The 16,422-nt window shown below is 36.3% G+C and carries 17 protein-coding genes; 1 reads left to right on the forward strand and 16 read right to left on the reverse strand.

What is annotated here, in order from left to right; translation table 11 throughout:
* The 11 genes from GX687_02870 to GX687_02920 form a co-directional block, all read right to left on the reverse strand.
* Positions 1-893: CpaF family protein (locus tag GX687_02870; GenBank protein ID HHX96391.1), on the reverse strand; the 893-nt coding region annotated here is incomplete at its 3' end.
* An 11-nt stretch (positions 894-904) separates the two neighbouring features.
* Positions 905-1,618 carry a hypothetical protein gene (locus tag GX687_02875; protein ID HHX96392.1) on the reverse strand — a complete coding sequence of 238 codons (714 nt, stop codon included), beginning with the start codon at positions 1,616-1,618 and terminating at the stop codon, positions 905-907.
* Positions 1,570-2,913 (reverse strand): hypothetical protein, encoded by a 1,344-nt coding sequence (locus GX687_02880; GenBank protein ID HHX96393.1) that lies wholly within the window; start codon positions 2,911-2,913, stop codon positions 1,570-1,572. Before GX687_02880 ends, GX687_02875 begins: the two co-directional genes overlap by 49 nt.
* Before the next feature lie 12 nt (positions 2,914-2,925).
* Positions 2,926-3,603 carry a RadC family protein gene (locus GX687_02885; GenBank protein HHX96394.1) on the reverse strand — a complete coding sequence of 226 codons (678 nt, stop codon included), beginning with the start codon at positions 3,601-3,603 and terminating at the stop codon, positions 2,926-2,928.
* Between the two features lie 121 nt (positions 3,604-3,724).
* Positions 3,725-4,912 (reverse strand): MFS transporter, encoded by a 1,188-nt coding sequence (locus GX687_02890; GenBank protein ID HHX96395.1) that lies wholly within the window; start codon positions 4,910-4,912, stop codon positions 3,725-3,727.
* Positions 4,913-4,957: 45 nt separating this feature from the next.
* Complete coding sequence (locus GX687_02895; protein ID HHX96396.1) at positions 4,958-6,856, reverse strand: hypothetical protein; 1,899 nt, start codon at positions 6,854-6,856, stop codon at positions 4,958-4,960.
* 1 nt (position 6,857) lies between these two features.
* Positions 6,858-7,496: an endonuclease gene (locus tag GX687_02900; GenBank protein HHX96397.1), complete on the reverse strand. Its 639-nt coding sequence runs from the start codon at positions 7,494-7,496 to the stop codon at positions 6,858-6,860.
* Entirely contained in the window at positions 7,484-7,942 is a 459-nt protein-coding gene (locus GX687_02905) for a methylated-DNA--[protein]-cysteine S-methyltransferase (protein ID HHX96398.1), read from the reverse strand. The genes GX687_02900 and GX687_02905 overlap by 13 nt, the downstream gene beginning before the upstream one ends.
* A 15-nt stretch (positions 7,943-7,957) precedes the next feature.
* A complete protein-coding gene (gene thpR, locus GX687_02910) occupies positions 7,958-8,473 on the reverse strand; it encodes an RNA 2',3'-cyclic phosphodiesterase (GenBank protein ID HHX96399.1) in 516 nt (171 codons plus the stop codon).
* An 11-nt stretch (positions 8,474-8,484) separates the two neighbouring features.
* Complete coding sequence (locus GX687_02915; GenBank protein HHX96400.1) at positions 8,485-8,796, reverse strand: nucleoside triphosphate pyrophosphohydrolase; 312 nt, start codon at positions 8,794-8,796, stop codon at positions 8,485-8,487.
* A 5-nt stretch (positions 8,797-8,801) separates the two neighbouring features.
* Positions 8,802-11,279 (reverse strand): DEAD/DEAH box helicase family protein, encoded by a 2,478-nt coding sequence (locus GX687_02920; GenBank protein HHX96401.1) that lies wholly within the window; start codon positions 11,277-11,279, stop codon positions 8,802-8,804.
* A gap of 116 nt (positions 11,280-11,395) precedes the next feature.
* Between GX687_02920 and GX687_02925 the strand changes: the two genes are divergently transcribed.
* The gene (locus GX687_02925) at positions 11,396-12,931 is read left to right on the forward strand and encodes an FAD-dependent oxidoreductase (protein ID HHX96402.1); all 1,536 of its coding nucleotides are present in this window, start codon (positions 11,396-11,398) and stop codon (positions 12,929-12,931) included.
* A 99-nt stretch (positions 12,932-13,030) separates the two neighbouring features.
* Here GX687_02925 and GX687_02930 read toward each other — a convergent pair whose 3' ends face one another.
* The 5 genes from GX687_02930 to GX687_02950 all read right to left on the reverse strand — a co-directional run.
* Positions 13,031-13,333, reverse strand: coding sequence for a nucleotidyltransferase domain-containing protein (locus GX687_02930; protein ID HHX96403.1), 303 nt, complete (start codon positions 13,331-13,333; stop codon positions 13,031-13,033).
* Between the two features lies 1 nt (position 13,334).
* Positions 13,335-13,736 carry a nucleotidyltransferase gene (locus tag GX687_02935; protein ID HHX96404.1) on the reverse strand — a complete coding sequence of 134 codons (402 nt, stop codon included), beginning with the start codon at positions 13,734-13,736 and terminating at the stop codon, positions 13,335-13,337.
* A 603-nt stretch (positions 13,737-14,339) separates the two neighbouring features.
* A complete protein-coding gene (locus GX687_02940; GenBank protein ID HHX96405.1) occupies positions 14,340-14,969 on the reverse strand; it encodes a hypothetical protein in 630 nt (209 codons plus the stop codon).
* A 68-nt stretch (positions 14,970-15,037) separates the two neighbouring features.
* Positions 15,038-16,225, reverse strand: a complete 1,188-nt coding sequence (locus tag GX687_02945) for a serine protease (GenBank protein HHX96406.1) — start codon at positions 16,223-16,225, stop codon at positions 15,038-15,040.
* 11 nt (positions 16,226-16,236) lie between these two features.
* Positions 16,237-16,422 (reverse strand): MBL fold metallo-hydrolase (locus tag GX687_02950; GenBank protein ID HHX96407.1); only part of this gene is annotated, 186 nt, incomplete at its 5' end.

Consider the following 16,422-nt stretch of genomic DNA (forward strand, 5'->3'; position numbering starts at 1 on the left):
AATTTAGCAATATCATATCTTTTTTCCGGATTTTCATGATCCTTTGTTTGTAAAGAAACAATATTGCGATATTCTCGAAAAGCCTTTTTACGCCGCAGCATCATTTCCGGGCTATCTTCAATCGTAATCAGGCGGGTATTTTTTTCGAAATATAAAGGCAGGGAAATTAAGGTAGTAGTTTTTCCAGAATTAGTGGCACCGGCAATAATACAATTGGCACGGGGGAGTACATCACGAAAAAAGGCATCCATTTGGGCACTCATGGTTCCCAAGCGTACTAGATCATCAGGAGCAATTGTTTCCTCAGAAAATTTTCTAATGGAAACACAAGTACTTTCAGTAGCAATACCACCATGTTTTACTCCCAAAACGGCACAAATACGGTAATTATCAAACAAACTATCTACATGTGGCTCATTAGCAGTTAAAGAACGACCAATAGGGATCAGCATTTTATTAATAATATTTTCCAAATGAACTTCATCCCGAAAAGCCATATCTGGTCGAAATTCCTCCTCACCATTACGTTCAATAAAAACATCAAAAGGAGTATTAATATCAATATTAGTTACTTGAGGATCATCCAAAGCCTTTTGAATGGGACCAAAATAAAGTATTTCTTGTTGTATTACCCTGATTAAATCCCCCTTTTCCCTTTGCGGTAAACGTAAATCATCAAGTTGTATCAAATAATCATGAATAACTTTTTTCAACATTTCACGAGTCCTAGGATCAATTACCGAACGAGCAAAAGTTTCCCGATGCTGATCACGCAAATAAGCCCTAACCCGTTTAATTAAAGGGGGTAAACGCTCAGCTAAACTAATCTTGATTTCTTCCACACCACCACTAGCTAGTGCGGCATAATCCAAAGGATTAAAAACCTGAACCATCTTATCTCTCCCTAAATAGCCTTTTTAACTTCCCGCAGACAACTTAGAACCAATTCACGATAGTTTTCCCGATAAACCATTATATTTTCACCCATTACCTCTTTAATTAATTCATTATGTTGAGGGGCAACCACTTTAAACTTTTGTACTGGAAAGCGAAAAACATCCTGCAGTTTTTTAATATTAAGTGTGCTATAAGCAATAGTACTAGGATCATTAACCGGTAGGAAAACCTGTTGAGCACTTTGTAAAGCAAAAAAGGTTAAAGGATGAATTAATTGTCCTTGACAAATAAACAAGACAATTTCCCAACCCTTTTTCCAAACACTATTAGCAAAATGACCGGGAAAATTTTTTAAAACCTCCAACCCGACCCGATTTACTAAAGGATTATCTGGCTGGGCAAAGGGTGAAATAGGTAAAAGGGCTAAATTAGGTGTATGCTCATAAAACCCTTTTCCCATAATGGTTCCATTAAACCAATATTTAGTTAAAACAGTTTCAATGGTTTGCTCATGATCCCATTTTTCCAAAGCAAAACTAAGTCGCGGTATTCCTAGACAGGGAAGTTCCACTAAAATTACCCGAGCTAATTGGGACAATTCTTCGGCCAATTTCAGACTAAAAGCAGCCGTATTATTTCCCCCTGCACCCCAAACTACAATTATCTGTGAATCTATGGTTCTACCCTGCTCTCGAGTGTGTTTTCTTTTTTTAAAAAACATGCTAGTACCCCTTTCCGCCAAAATTGAGAAATATCTTTAATCCACCACTTTTTTTCATTCTCCAGCAAATCAACTTTAACACCACATAATACTAAAAATTTGTTAATAAAATTTTGAGTGGCTGTACTTATTTTCCGATATTGATGTTCATAAACATAATGAAGAAAATCTCCTTCCAAATCATCTGGGGGATAAAGAAATGGTTCTTCCCCCAAACAGCGAAGTTCCTTTCTTAAATTTTTCGTGGAACGTGTACAAATAATTTGTTCCCCTAACTTTTTTCGTCTCTGCAGAGCCCAAAAAACACTAGCCGGTAAAGGATCAATCAATCTAAATTTCAAATAACTGAATTTCTCCAATACCACCTGATTAAAAAAATGTTCTCCATTAGCCAAAAAAATTATAAACTGAAAATTTTGTTCAAAAATAAGACAGCGGGTTAAATCTTGTAAAAAAGCCGACCAGGTTTCCTTTTCTACCCTTCCCTGATTGGAGATGCCATCTGGAAGGAAATAAAAAGTAGACGGCAAATATTTAAGATGTTCCAAAGGCCCTAAAGCATAGGGATCATTTAAATGTTTTTCAGCTTGATTTAGACAGTTTTTTAAAAAGGCTTTGTTCCCATTTGTATACATGGCTAAAGCATGAGCAGTATTTAAATAGGGATGCTCCACCGACAAACAAGAAGCCAAAAGCGGCACCTCACTGATTGTTTCAATCAAACCTACCTTTAAGCCCTGTTCAGCCAAATTAAGAGCGGTAAATAAAGCCAAAGCGGTATTTAAAGTCTGATGAGCACTAGATGAAAAAGCGAGTAAGTTTGATTTAATATAATAGGGTCGAAAAATATTTTTTAATTCCCCATAATTTTTTACCTTTTGCTGAGCCAAAAGATACTCCTCGGCTGCAGCTAAAGTTCGCCGGGTAAACAAAACTTCTTTTATGGCCGCGGGAGTAAAATCATCCATAAACCAAAAATCATAAAAACATCTCTTAATTAAAGCCGCAATTAAAGCTTCATTGGCCAAAAACCGCCTAGACAGTAAAAAAACTATCTGACTGCCTAATTTTTTTCTGAAGTGATCTAATTGCTCTAATTCCCTGGGGGCCAAAAAAGGCTCCTGTTGACAAATCAAAACTAGATCCGGGCTGGCACCTTTTAATTCGTGAGCCCAAGTAAATGCTTGTTCCCAAGTAGGATGCCAGCCGGTAATTTGACAGTATTTACTTAGCTGACTGAGCAGTTTCTTGTCTCTTTCCGGTATAATCAAATGAATTTTAAGCCATGACTGCATGTCCGGTTCCCCCTATAATAAACCTTCTTCGGCCATACTAAGGTATTCTTCCCCAGCCACAATAATATGGTCAACTACCTTTACGGAAATAGCCTTAAGAGCATTTTTAATCAATTGTGTTATTTGTAAATCAGCTGGTGAAGGCTTTAAGCTACCACCAGGATGATTATGGGCCAAAACAACCTTAACCGCCTGGTACCTTAGTGCGGTTTCAATAATATTGCGTGGATAAATCGGTGCCTCGTTAATTGTACCTTCATTAACTAAAACGGCCTCATTAAGCCTATTTTGTCCATCCAAACACAACATAAAAAAAGCTTCGTAAACTCGCCCGACAAACAAAGAAATTGCATAACGTCCCGCCTCAGCCGAACCACCCAAAAATGGTTTTTCCCGCCAACGATTTTGCTGATAACGACGTGCCAAATGAGGAACTAAAGAAATTAAAATTGCCGTATTTTTGCTGACCTGACAGCGTCTGATAATATCCTCTGGTCTTGACTCACATAAATTAGCTAATGTACCAAACTCATTAATTAAACGGTGAGCCAATTTATTGGTATCCCGTCGCGGAATGCAATAAAATAATAATAATTCCAAAACCTGATGATCAGCAAAACCATCCAAACCTTCTTCTAAAAATCTTTCTCGTACTCTTTGACGATGTCCCTGATGTACATTTTTTCCCATATCTCCCCTACCTCTTTATAAAATAACAATGTTCTCCCATATGCACCATATTTTAACACATTACCTCTTTTTGTCAATAGCTGTCAAAAAAAAGACCCCCTCTCAGGAGGTAAAAATCAGTTTATTTTTTTTCAAATTCAACATATTGATTACGTCCAGCACCCCAACCAGCTAAAATCATGACCGAACTAGCCAACAAAAGCACCAAAAGAGGCCAGGTCCATTGTTGGGTAGCATCAAAAAGAAAACCAATTAATAAAGGGCCAAGTGCCGCCAATAAATAGCCACAAGCTTGGGCCATCCCTGATAAACCCGCTGCTTCCCAAGCATTACGCGTTCTAAGCACAAAAAAAGTAAAAGCTAAACTAACACTAGCCCCTTGACCAAAACCAAGAATTAAAGTACCAAGAGTTAAAACTATAAAATTAGAATTAAATAACATACAGCTAATACCAATTAAATATAAAAGCCCAATCCCCAAAACTAATTTACGCTGTTGAGTCATACGTTCGGCAACTATTGGAGCCCACAAAGCACCGGGAATACTGATAAACTGATTAAAAGCCAACAACCAACCAGCTTGAGAAATATTGGTACCATAACTAACCAGAATTTCCGGGAGCCAAGCAATAATTATGTAAAAACAAAAAGATTGTAAACCCATAAAAAGGGTTACCTGCCAAGCCAATGGTGAAGTCCATAATCCTTTTTGACGATAAGTTAAAACCTGACCTTTATATTTTAATTGCGGCAGCCAAATTATAATTGCTAACACAGCTGTGATCATCCAAAATCCCAAAGCTGCCCGCCAACCACCCTTTAACCTTTCCGCCAGAGGCACACTAACCCCGGAAGCCAAAGCGGCAAAACCAACCATAGCCGTAGAATAGAGACCGGTCATTTTACCTATTTCTTTAGGTAAACGATCCTTAATTAGTGAAGGTAACAAAACATTACCGATCACGATACCCACCCCGATTAACAGTGTACCCACAAACAAACTACCAACCATTGGTATGGAACGTACCACAATACCCAGGGCTAAAATAAGCAAACCCGCAAACAAAGCTTTTTCATTACCTAAATAACGTGCCAAAGACGGTACCAATGGGGAAAGCAAAGCAAAAACCAATAAAGGCAAAGTAGTAATTAAACCCAAAAGACTATTAGAAAAGGTACTTTCAATACGAATTAAACCAATGAGGGGGCCTAAGGAGGTAAGAGCTGGTCTTAAATTAAATGCGATTAAAATAATTCCCAAAATCAAAAGCAGACGTTCTTTTGTTGCCAAAAACGATTTTGACTTCATACTTTTAGCTCCTCACATATCACAGTACCAATAACAATGATCCCTTTACCCTTCACTTGGTGGAAACTGAACAATTTTACCAGATGCGAGCGGTCTTTTATTAACCATAATTTCAATTTTAGCCTTTCCCGGTTTTAAAACTTCGCTAGCAAAAAGTGCATACAATCTTTCCCCGCCGGCTAATAATTGAACAATTTTTTTATTATCAGTACGCGGTAAATAACCTAAAACGTAACCTGCCGTTGTAGTAACCAAAACAGCATGAGCATCATATTTATTTTCCGGTTCTGGTACTAAATATAATAAATCTCCGGTTTTAACCTCTACAGCCTGCAAATCATGAAAAAAGGTCCCGGCAATTTCCGTTGTTAACAATTTTGTATCAAAAGAAGCTGGTAAAATTTCACATTCCTGCAACTCTACATAACGACGTTTCTTTTCCCGATTACCTTTTTTACGACGCAATAAACGCCGCCAGTCTTCACGCAATGCCGCTGCCGGTTCCCCCAAATAAGCTTCCTGCAAAGCCGGTCTTACAGATTTACTCCATTCAATTTTAAATGTACGTAAAGCCCGCAGTGCCGCCTGACGCACACCTACATAACGAGCTGTTAAACAGCGAAGCAATAATTCTTCTTCATAGGTTCTCATTTTTTGCAAAACTTCAATTAAAGTCATCAACCATAAACTAGGTTGATAATAAGAACCGATTTCTTCTGGTGCAGCCAAAGGCTTCTGAAAAATATCCTCTGGTAGTACATAAGATAAATATAAATAAACATCTTGCAAATACACACCTGGATACTTATGTAAACAAAAATCTAATAATGCCAAATCAAAAGGATCCCTTTCCAAAAGAGGAATAAAACTTTCAAATTGTGGTATTAACTTAAATCTAGAAAGTACTGTAAGTAATAAACTAGTTTCCTCCCGTGGCTCGGCTAATTCCCGCAAAATCACATTTTTCCACCTAGACTGGGCCATAATCTTTTTAGCTAATTCCCGTACATACTTTTCCCGTGTACCTGTCCAACCATTTTCCTCCACAGCATGCCATTCCCGATAGACCCCCATATCCCTTTCCAAAATTACCAAACAGGCCAAATCTAAAAAAGATTTACCATACCGGGGGAAATTTTGCAAAAACTTTTCCACAAGAATTAAACTAAATTGAAATTCTTTAATATTACTATTTTCCGCGGCATAAGCCAATAAAGCCGCTAAACGCGAAAAGTTTTCGGAAGTTAAAGTTAAAGTTTGGTAAAAGGAACCCATATCAATTTTATCTAAACAAATCATGGCCGCAATATTTGGTTCTACTTGATTAAGAGAACCAGCTAAAAAAAACCATTCCTTGTGTTCTGGTTTTACTGGATGAAATAAAGTTAGAGCAGCCAATTTACCATAACCAAGCGTATTTTGTACCAACTCAAATAAAAACTGATTATAATTACTAAAATTTTTAGCTGCTTCCACAGCATATAATGTAAATTCACTATGTAAGCCCAATGTTTTAATAATTTGTTTAACCAAATCATTTTCAAAAAAGCCTAAAAGAAGTATACCTAATTTTACTTCATTAACAAATCTACTTTCGGTAGCCAGTTTTATACCTAAAGAATATAAACCTTCTCGATCTAAAATACCTTCGCTCAAATGCAATTTTAAACGCTTATTTAATCTCATTAAATAAGCATATAAAGGATTTTTGGCTAAAAAAATGCGTGTTTTTTTGGTAATCTCTTGTGTTTTAACACAAACCGAAATTAATTCAGCTAATTCCAGAGCTAATTGTTCTTCGAGTAAAAAAGGAAGATTATTTTCACCTAGTAAAAAATCAACATCCCGAGCACCAGCCGTAAAAGGATTTTGAAAAACATAAGGCAAATGTGGATTTTCTGCCGCCATTTTTGTTAAATATTTATAAATACTTTCTTTAGCCATATCAGCCTCCTAATTTTTGACAACCGATTTCCAAAGGACAACCGGTGCACAGCGGTTTTTTTCGGCACTGCCTTTTACCCAATTCAACAAACAAAGCATGAAACTGCTGGTAAAATTCTAAGTCTAAAGGCAAATTACTTTCAATTTGCTCTCGAAGAATATCATAAGCCTTTGGCAATTTAAAGCCCCATCTGCTCAAGATCCTACGAGTATATGCATCAATAACAAAATAAGGTTTTTGCAAGGCATAAGTCAATATAGAATCCGCCGTTTCCTTGCCTACTCCTTTAATTGCCAATAATTCACTTCGTAAACATGGCCCTGTCGCTTGTTTCACCTTTGCCAAAGCATAATCATATTTTTTAAACCAAAAGGTCAAATCCTTTAAACAAGCGGCCTTTCGATTATAGAACCCACAAGGGCGAATTAAGGTAATTAGTTCTTGCCGAGAAACCTCGGCTATAAATTGTGGGGTACAATTTTCCCCTAAATTAGCCAAGGCTTTCTCCACATTACGCCAAGCCGTATTTTGTGTTAAAACTGCCCCTACCATCACTTCAAAAGGACTTTTGGCTGGCCACCACTCTAAACAACCATAAGCCTGAGCCAATAAAGAATAAATTAACATTAAATCTGACATACTTCTAGTTCCAATAACCATTTTTTTAATTCCAAGCCACCACGATAACCAACTAATTTTCCTTTACTTCCTACTACCCGATGACAAGGGATAAAGAAAGGCAAAGGATTACGCCGACAGGCCATTCCTACAGCACGAGCCGCCCTCGGCTGAGCAATTCTTTGAGCTATTTCCCCATAAGTGACCGTGGTACCATAAGCAATATTTTCTAATTCCCGCCACACTTTTTGCATAAATAAGCTACCTGTTAATTCCAAAGGCAGGGTAAACCTCTCCAATTCACCACATAAATATTGCTGTAACTCTTTTGCCGCTTTTTTAAGCAAGGGTGTAGCCCTAATTTCCTTGTTTATTTTTTCATTAGGCAAATAAACCCGTATTAATTTTTCGTCCTTTTCTTCCAAACCAATCTCACCAATAATTGTTTCGACAATAAAAAATGCCATCTTTTCCCCCTTTGCCTAAAGTTTTTTTACATACTTTTCTCGATAAATTAATTTACCTTTAATTCGTTCAGACTGCATTAAACTAATTTCTTGAACAGTTATTGCCCAATTTTCCCCAAATTCTTCCCATAATAATTTTTCTTTTAAAAACACCCTCCGTCCCAAAGTGATATGAGGTCGAAAACGCTCTTTCCCATTCCACTCCACCAATCCCTTCCACAACTGTTCATGAAGTGATAACAAGTAGCTATTTTTTTGAACAGCCAGCCAATAAAGGTCGCCATCTTTACGCCGAAAAACACCTAAACCACCCAAGGTTAATTTAAAAGGAGCTACCTCTACCCCCTGCATGGCTTGTTTAATTAAGGGAATTTTAAAAGGTTCAACTTTACCCAAAAAAGCTAAAGTTAGATGTAAGTTTTCCGGTAAAGTAAAATTCCCCCTATAGGCGATAGTTTTTAATTTTTCAATCTGTTCATTTAGTGCTTGTTTCAGTTCCCAGGAAAAATTAATGGCAATAAACAAACGCATAGTAGGCCTCCTTACTCGATTACCGCCTCCAAAAGTAATTTTCGGGAAAAGGCCCCTCGCTGCTTTACCTTTTTTAATCTAATTTTTTCAAATTCAGACCGTGTAATGCCGTGGCATTCCAGCAAAGCAAAAATTACTTCCTGTAAATCAGCTAATTCTTCTACTTGATTACTTGTTAAATATTCTTCCAATTCCTCTTTTAATTTTAAACCTAAATAATTTTTTGTTTCCTCAATTCCTAAAACCCTAGTTAAAGCCTTTTTATCATCTGCCTCAATGATTTCGGGAATCCTATCCCTTACTAATTTATCATATTTTATCATTTTGGTCATATTGAACCACCCCACTCTTTTAAATGTTTTTCCAATCTCTCTTTATAAAAACGGCGGGTTCGATAATCAAGGACGTCTTTAAAATGCTGTAAAAAAGCCGACTTATTTAAATAACTCTCTAAATCCGCGGACAAGCAAAAACAGCCATTCCGAGAAAAAAACATTTCCGGGGCAGTTTGCTCTAGAAAATGAAGCGGATTTTCCCAAGCCAAACGCAAATATTCTTTTGGCCCCCAGGTTTGATAATCCCGCGTATTTTTACTCCTAAGAAGATCAATAGCATTGGAACTTACTTGATAAAACTGACGGAAACTTTCGTAAATTTCTTGGGAATTAATACTTAATTTCATTTTTCCTTGATTATAAAAAGCGAGAAAAACAGGTATTTTATACATCTTAGTCAGACGCGTATTTTCCACCAACCGAATAAAGTCATGTGCTTTTGTATCCAAAAGTTCCTTTTCGGCCATAGTTAATTCACCAAGCAGTTCCAAATAACTTAAATAATCGCGAAAAATATTATCCTTTTTACGAGTACACATCAATTGATAAATATCTGCATCTAAATAAGTATACATCTGTAAACGAGATGGCCTTTCCCCCAAAAAATCCTTAATTCGCCGATACTCGGCCAATACTTTTTCACGAAAACTCTTCTCTTCAGACGACATTTTTTTAAAAAGATCAATTAAACGAAGCTCAAAATTAACAAAACAATCCTGCGGATATTCGTGTTCTTCCGGCAAAAAACCACTGCCTTTTGTTTGCTTCGTCAAATTTGGACTTTTTCCTGTCAATAAATAAGGAATTAAAGGTGCTTGTTTATAATTACCAATAAAATCTAAAACATTAACATATTTTTTCCCTTTACTTCTTCTTAAGCCCCTACCCAATTGCTGCAAAAAAACTGTAGGTGATTCAGTAGGTCTTAAAAACATCACCAAATCCACAGTGGGAATATCTAAACCTTCATTAAATAAATCTACAGAAAAAAGCACCTTAAGTTTACCCTGTCTAAATTTACGCAGGGCTTGATCACGCTCAAGCACACCAACAGTTTGCTGATTACCGCTAATAACTGCGGCAGCCTGAATACCTTTTTCCAAAAAATATTGTGCCATAAAAATAGCATGACGGCGGCTAACACAAAAACCTAAAGCCCTCCTACTATTATACTGCAAATAATGTCGTAAAATTAAATCAGCACGCCGATTTATTTGTAAAACTTGTTCCAATTCTTCGGTACAGTAACGGCCCTGCCGATATTCCAAATCACTATAATCAGTTTCATCATAAATACCATAATAACGAAAAGGAACTAACCAACCTTTATTAATGGCCTCTTTTAACCTTACTTCATAAACTAAATTATAATCACATAAAGCAAAAACATCTTGATTATCCATTCTTTCAGGTGTTGCCGTCAAACCCAATAAAAAACGGGGCCGAAAATAATCTAAAATACGTTGATAGCTATCGGCAGCCGCATGATGAAATTCATCAATTATCAAATAATCAAAGTATTGCGGGGAAAAATATTTTATCTGCAAATATTCCGGCTGACTTAAAGTTTGTACTGTAGCCATTAAAAGATCACAATTAATATCTTTTCGTTCACCAGTAAAAAAACCAAATGCAGTCTCTGGACGCACACAACGAAAAGTACGTGCCGCTTGTTCTAAAATTTCCTGACGATGTGCCACAAATAATACTCTTTTAAAATTTTGTGAATCAAATGCCGCCAAAAAAGTCTTTCCCGTTCCTGTGGCCGCGACAACCAAACCTTTATCCCAGCCCTCGAGGCGAGTTTGCTTTAATTCATATAAGGCTTCAATTTGTGCACCCAAAGGACGCGGATATTTAATCAGATTACTTGCCTCTAATTGGTATTCATCTTGAATTTCTTGAAACTTACCAGCTATTTCAAAGAGCTTAGGTTTTTTCCAACTTTTTGAATATCGACGTAATTCCTGATCATTAATTATTATAGAATGATTTAAAAAAAGCTCCTCAAAAGTTTGTTTAAAATAATGATAATCCTGAGGACTTTTCTCAGCAGTTATTCGATAATTCCACTCTAGGCCATCGGTTAAAGCCGTACGCGAAAGATTGGAAGAACCAACAAAAATTTCCCCCCCTTGTTCATTTTCAAACAGATAAGCCTTAGGATGAAAAGCCTTTTGGGGCTGATTATAAAAACGCAAGTCAACTTTTTCTCCCAATAAATCCTTTAACAAATAAAGAGCTTGAGGCTGAGTAATCTGCAAATAATTGCCGCACAATATGCGCAAAGCCGCTCCTCGCTCTACAGCCTGACATAAATCATTTTCCAAAAGCCTTACCCCTGACTCCATTAAAAAAGCGACCAAAAGGTCAATTTTTTTGGCACGGGCAATCGCCTTTTGCAAACGAAAATATAAATAATCTTGATCACCAATAACACAATTTTTATTGAAGAAAAATGGCTGACCCATTCTTTTAATCCCCCTAGGTATAATCAATTCACAAACCGCTCAAGCTAATAGTATGCAGTCAATTTTATTAACCTCTTTTTAATTTTTTCAGCCTAAACTATTTAGGGAGGAAGTAAATGAATTTACCGCAATCTTACTGGTTAACCTTTCAACCAGAAAGCAATTATCCTCAACTCCAAAATGACCTAAAAATAGATGTGGCCATTATTGGCGGTGGAATTAGTGGCCTACTCAGTGCCTACTGGCTACAAAAGGCAGGTGTGCAAACAGCAATTTTCGAAGCTCAAGAAATCGCCAAAGGAACCAGCGCTCACACGACAGCCAAAATAACGGCCCAGCATGGTTTAAAATATGCATATTTGAAAAAAATAAGCGGCGAAATAGCAGCCATATATGCCGCGGCCAATCAGGCCGCTATAAAACATTATCATACTATAATTAAAGAAAACAACTTTACCTGTGATTTTACTTCTCAAACAGCTTATCTTTTTACCCAAGAAGAAAAATATATAGAGAAAATAAAGCAAGAAACAAAAGCCGCCGAATCCCTCGGTTTTCAAACAAACTATTTAACCGAAATTCCTCTACCGATTAATATTAAAGCTGGCCTTGCTTTTAGCCAACAAGCCCAATTTCATCCCCGTAAATTCCTATTGGCCCTAGCCAAAAAACTAACTAGAAAAAAAGTAAGCATTTACGAACATACCAGAATAACCCAAATGACTCTCGGCAATAATTATCTTTTAGAAACTAGCACTGGTAAAAAAATAATTGCCGAAAAAGTCATTATGGCTTCTCACTATCCTTTTTATAATTATCCAGGATTTACTTTCAGCAAATTATATCTTGAACGCTCCTATATTACCGCCGTAAGTAGTGAAGAAAAATTTCCGGGCGGCATGTACATTAATGCCGAAACACCGACCCGTTCCATACGCAGCCAAATTACACCACAGGGTGAACTAATCCTTATTGCCGGTGAACACCACCTAACAGGACAAAGTAAAGACACCAGCAAGCATTATCAGGCCCTTTGGAATTTTGCCCGGAAACATTTCCCGATAAAAGAAAAGGCTTACCATTGGTCTGCTCAGGACTGTATGACCTTAGATACTTTACCTTATGTGGGACAGCTCACTGATCAAACTCCCGGCCTTTATTTAGCTACCGGTTATGGCAAATGGGGAATGACTAATAGTATGGCAGCTGCCATAATTTTAAAAGATCTAATAGTCCAAGGTGAAAGCGATTGGCTGCCAGCCTATAATCCCAGCCGGAAAACAATCAGTGCTTCTGCCAAAACCTTTATCAGCCAAAATATTAATAAGGCCGGACAATTTATAGAAGGTAAAATCAAACCCATCCCCTCAAAAATAAAAATTAAACCCGGAGAGGGAAAGATACTTAACCTTGATGGTGAACGCGTAGGAGTTTTTCTTGATACAGACAAAACACTATATCTGGTAAATACAACCTGTACACATTTAGGTTGTGAATTAAACTGGAATACAGCGGAGTGTACCTGGGATTGTCCCTGTCATGGTTCCCGCTTTTCCTATCAGGGCGAAATAATTGCCGGGCCCGCGGTTAAACCTTTAAAAAAGTATACAGATACCCGGACAATCCAAAAACTTTTGGAAGGTGATTTTTAATTTATCTGTCACCATGACAAAGGGATTCAATTTAGCCACAACTTCCCTTAGTACAGATTTCTGCTGTAGTGAAACAATTTTAAACCATCTTGAGATGGCTTACCTTTTCCAAATTATTTTTCCTACACTATCTATCTGACGTTTCAATTCTTGATCCTCAATGTCATTATAATTTACTATATCGAAAAAATATGGTAACGGATATTCTTCTTCCAATTCATCAGTTAATCTTCTTACCACCCTTTGATCTACCTTTTCTCCCTTAAGGGCTAAATCGATGTCAGAACCTTTTTTATAATTTCCCATAGCCCTACTACCAAAAATAATAACTTCTTCGATTTCCGAATACCCACTAATAGCTTTTAATATAAATTTAAAGTCCCTTTCTAATAGTCCATACATTTTATAGCTCCTTAGCCAATTTTTCATATAATTTTTTAAGTTGTGGATAATAAATAGTGGAAATATCTTCAACCATTTTTTTTGCCAACTGCTCATTATAAGTATGAACTGTTAAGTTTCTATCCGTTAAAGCATCAATCCAAATATGCCCATCATCAATTAATTCTATTTGATAAGCCTGTTTAATTACTTCCCTGGGACTTTTTACAATTAATTGTTGAAATTCCAGATAATCTTTCATAAGTTTCCATGAAAGCTCAAATGAGATTTCAAATAATTGTATAATACCCGCACGTTCCAACTCCGTCTCAATAGGTTTATCAATATATTTACTTAAAGATTTATATGATTTCTCAAAGTTGGTAAATCTTTGTTGCCACCTTATAGCTTTAAATTCACTCATTAAAAAGCCTCCTTTAATTTTAAAAATTAAATTACTTGTAGTGTACCTTATTTGTGATCTCTATTAAACCTCTCGTAGCTATGAAAGGTTCGCTAAGGGAAAATAGCTGACCCATTCTTTTAATCTCCCTAAGTATAATTAATTCACAAACTGCTTAAACTAATAGTATGTTGAAACAAAAAATCCTTTATTCATTACTAATTTTTAGTCTTTTAAATATTTTTGATTTGGGAATAACCCTTTGGCTGATACAGCATTTTGGTCCTACAGTCGAACTTAATCCCTTTTTTTATCAATTATTTTATTTGCACCCTAGTTTGGCTATTAGCTACAAACTAGGTACCCTGATCCTTTTTTTACTGATCATTCCCTTTACAACCAAGCAAAATTTTACTTTAGCCTATTATGGCAGCCAATTCTTAGTTGGTATTTTTTCCATAATAGGCCTCTATCATTTTGTTAACCTATTTTTAATTTTTTCAGCCTAAACTATTTAAGGTGTGACCAGTGGTCACACGACTGCCAAAATAGCGATCAAAACACCGACTCATTCCATATGCAGTCAAATTGTAAAATCAAAATACTAAACTTTTAGAAGCTTTTTTAACGTACTAGGGACTCTTTTTGAGGCTGCATTATACTAAAATGTCTATAACCCTGTTTGCCTAAAGCCTTTATCCTTTTTTCCAATAACTGCTTGGCTTGCTCACAATCTTGGGTATATATATCTTCTTCACCCCTTCTTTCATAAGCAAAGGGATCTAATTTAGCCACAATTTCGCTCAGTACAGATTCCTGTTGTATTAAATCTTTTTTTTCCTGAAGAAGATAAGGGGAATCTTTTCCAGAATTGTTTAAATCCTGCAAACGCTGTTTTTGCAGTTCTTGATAACTTAACAAAGTGACCTTTAATTCCAACCATTGTTCAAAAGGGGTAATTCCCTTATTATATTTTTGATTTATTAACCATACTAAATTTACAAATACTCCTTGGGTATCTTTTGCCTGAAAGCGTTTTAACAACTCCGATTTTAAATTCCCGATTGCTAAATCTTCCGGTTCGACTGTTTTTATTTCCGAAAACATCACCTGATTTAAATCAATAATTGTTTCTTTAATTTTCTTTTGAAGTTCCTCACTAGTTTCATACATTTTCACTATTGTGAGTACTTTGGTTAAAAAATTACTTTTTTCTTTGTAATCTCTCACACGCTGATCTAAATTTTTAAACATAAACACCACTTCCCAACTTTTTTAATAAAGGATAAAAAGGTAAAAATAAGGAGCCTTTTTTCTCCATTTTAAACCTCCAAATCTATGACAGCCCCCATAAACACGGGCCAACTCGCAGCTTCATCAATAATTAAATAAAGAAAAGGACGATCCAATTTAACTTGCTGACGTTCTTCATTCTGTATAGCAGTAGTCGGTATAATCCCAACAGAAGTAACGGCAGCGGCTTTAGTGCCTTTTTCATCTACCTCGATAAATGTTTTGTGTAAAACTTCATCAATATAAATATTTTCACCCTTAACTTTAGCCATCTGTGAAAAATCCGCTTGGGTAGGCTGAAATGCCTGCTCCATACCTAAAGCAATCAAAACATCATTTAATTTACAACCATAATCATAAGAAAAACGAGGCAAATATGCATCTACTTTAACTTTACGGGCTGAATTAAGGAAATTTAAAATAGTCTCACCCTTCATTTCTCGCACATATTCCTCCAAATCAGCAGGCAAAATAGCAACAAAACTATATTTACCCCCTGCATAAGGTTTAATAAAACCTCGTGCTTTTTGATCTTCTAAATAAATACTCTCTTCAGACTGCATTAATTTTACGCGTGTCTCTTCCCCGCGGTAATTAGTAAAAGAATCCTCGTGAACCTGTTCGGCAGGATATGTTTCTTCCCATTGGGCATCAAAGGCAATGGCATTAATTAAATAGAGAACACTATCTGGGTTAATCTCGTCAATAATTTTTTCAATCATGCCCCTGGTATTCTTTTTTACCCAACCATTAATATTTTCAGTAGTTCGAAAATTAAACTTTTCCTGATTAATCAGGGCTTGATAATAAGTCTGATTTAACTCCAGAAATTGGGGAACTACTTCTAAAGCTTCATTTTCATTAAGCCAAATTGAATTAGCTATCTGTAAATCCTCACTTCTTAAGGCAGGCAAATTATTTAAAAAATAAGCATTTAAATGTTCTTTTTTAGCACCCAAAACTTGTTCCATTTGCCAAAGTGTCTCCTCCGCGGCACCGTTTGCCGTCATGGAAAGGGCCAATAATACCGACAAGGGAGAAACTAAATAATTTTCCTCAAATATAAAGCCACTGCGAAAAAGATCTGCCGACCAAGTGGCAATCATTTCTTCCGATAAAGTATCTTCACCTAAATACCTTTCTTCTAACTCAGTAGTACACCCTAAAAAGCTACAACAAAAAACAATTATTAATAAAAACGTAACAAATCGCCGCATTTTTCTCCCCCTTAAACAATTTCCCAGGCATCACCGGCACAATAAAGAGAACAATTGTCACCCAAAGCTCGTTTGATTTCGGTAATAGCCATGATACCCGTACAATGTAGTGGCACAACATTTTTAATCTTTTGTGCCCGCAAGAAATCAATGGTTTTTTGTATTCTTTGAGGACTAGCAATATTCAAATGCATACC

Source organism: Clostridia bacterium (assembly GCA_012841935.1).
Taxonomy (GTDB): Bacteria; Bacillota; Peptococcia; order DRI-13; family DTU073; genus DUTS01.